At 65.1% G+C, this 1,915-nt stretch carries 3 protein-coding genes; 1 reads left to right on the top strand and 2 read right to left on the bottom strand.

Annotated features, from left to right (window positions below):
- On the bottom strand, positions 1 to 775 hold a 775-nt coding region (locus tag I5M_RS05625), incomplete at its 3' end, for an ATP-dependent helicase (protein WP_031335480.1).
- 249 nt (positions 776 to 1,024) lie between these two features.
- Between I5M_RS05625 and I5M_RS31225 the strand changes: the two genes are divergently transcribed.
- Positions 1,025 to 1,198, top strand: coding sequence for a DUF1328 domain-containing protein (locus I5M_RS31225; protein WP_031335478.1), 174 nt, complete (start codon positions 1,025 to 1,027; stop codon positions 1,196 to 1,198).
- Here I5M_RS31225 and I5M_RS05615 read toward each other — a convergent pair.
- Positions 1,195 to 1,731 (bottom strand): thioesterase family protein, encoded by a 537-nt coding sequence (locus I5M_RS05615; RefSeq protein ID WP_031335476.1) that lies wholly within the window; start codon positions 1,729 to 1,731, stop codon positions 1,195 to 1,197. The two genes, I5M_RS31225 and I5M_RS05615, sit on opposite strands and share 4 nt — an antisense overlap.
- Positions 1,732 to 1,915 lie beyond the last annotated feature (184 nt).

Here is a 1,915-nt window from a genome sequence, read left to right as displayed (position 1 = left end):
TGCGCACGTTCGTGTCCTGATACTCGTCGACCAGGATGAACTTGAAGCGGTTCTGATACTGCCGTAGCACGTCGGGGTGCTCGCGGAACAGCCGGATGTTTTCGAGTAGCAAGTCGCCGAAGTCGGCGGCGTTCAATATCTTCAGGCGTTCCTGATACTGCGCGTAAAGCTTGCCGCCGCGGCCGTTGCCGAACATCGCGGCTTCGCCGGCCGGCACCTGCGACGGCGTCAGGCCGCGGTTCTTCCAGCCGTCGATCAGCCCGGCCAGCATCCGCGCCGGCCAGCGCTTGTCGTCGATATTGTCGGCGGCGAGCAGCTGCTTCAGCAGGCGGATCTGATCGTCGGTGTCGAGCACCGTGAAGTTCGAGGTGAGCTGCACCAGTTCGGCGTGATAGCGCAGGATGCGGCCGCCGATCGAATGGAAGGTGCCGAGCCACGGCATGCCCTCGACGGCCTGGCCGAGCATCTGGCCGAGCCGCAGCTTCATCTCGCGCGCGGCCTTGTTGGTGAAAGTCACCGACAGGATTTCGGCCGGCCGGGCGCGACCGGAGGAGAGGATGTGGGCGATGCGCGTGGTCAGCACGCGGGTCTTGCCGGTGCCGGCGCCGGCGAGCACCAGCACGGGGCCGTCCAGGGTTTCGACTGCCTCGCGCTGCTCCGGGTTGAGGCCGGACAGATAGGCAGGGCCGGCAGCCGCGCGCGCACGGGCGGCGATGCCGCCAGCGGCGGGCTGGTAGCTGGGCAGATCGAGCGGGCGCTTGTTCGGTTCAGTCATCACGAATCGTCTTGAGCCCACGATGGCACCGCGGGCGGGCGAAAGGGAGCCTTTTAGCAGGAACGAAGGCTGATATGGGGCCTGAGACGGCCGACCGACAGTCCGGCCGGGGAAAACGCCCGGAGATGGCGACCCAGGTGAGGCTTTTTCACCCTCGGAAGCGGTCGGAACCTTTGTTCCGACCGCGGATTGTTTCCACAGCCGGCGCGCTGCGCCGCTTCAGACGAACGCAAAACCGGAGGTCAGGTCATGTTGGGTTGGGTTGTTACGTTTCTGATCGTCGCACTGGTCGCGGGCATTCTCGGCTTCGGCGGCATCGCCGGCGCCTCGATCGAAATCGCCAAGATCATCTTCTTCGTCGCGCTGGTGCTGTTCCTGGTGTCGGCTGTCGTCGGACTGGCGCGCGGTCGCACGCGGGTCTAGCTGCGCACGGAGGCGCGTCCGGTGGGCATCGCGACACTGCGTCCAATGCCCTCCGGGCGCGGCACCGCGGCATGCGCGGTGACCACGCGATCGATGCCGGCGCGAATATCCGCCGGGAAAGGCGCGGCCTTGCGCAAGCTCATGTCGACATGCACCGACATGTTCTCCGATGTCGCCGACAGCCAGCCGCCTTCGGCATGGCGCAACTCCTCGAAAGTATGCAGCCGCTTGTCGTCGGCCTGGATCAGATACACGTCGACGCGCACCGGATCGCCGAGCTGAACTTCACGCAAGTAGCGGACGTGGCATTCGGCCGTGAAGGTCGAGCAGCCGCGTGACTTGAGATAGTCGGGACCGATACCGAGTTCGGCCCACATCTCGTCAATGGCCCGATCGAACAGCACGTTGTAGTAGGCCATGTTGAGATGGCCATTGTAGTCGATCCAGCCCGGCTCGATCTGCATCACGCCCGACTGGAACGGCGAAGCGATGGTTTCGCGTTGCGCCGCAGCGCGATCTTCCTCCAAAGTCAATTCTCTCTCCCTTGACCCCTCCGGCGTCCTTTGCCACGGTCGATCCGATCCGGAGGATTTTTCATCGTGGGCCTGACCATCACCAACGTTCCGAAGCACGCCGAGCCGCAAGCCGTGGCCAGCGCCATTGAAGCGCTGACGGCGCGGTTCGGCAACCGCCTCATCACCTCGCAGGCGGTGCGGG

Source organism: Rhodopseudomonas sp. B29 (assembly GCF_000333455.1).
Classification (GTDB): Bacteria; Pseudomonadota; Alphaproteobacteria; order Rhizobiales; family Xanthobacteraceae; genus Rhodopseudomonas.
The sequence above is the reverse complement of the archived record's forward strand: the minus strand, read 5'-3'. Positions and strand labels throughout refer to the sequence as shown.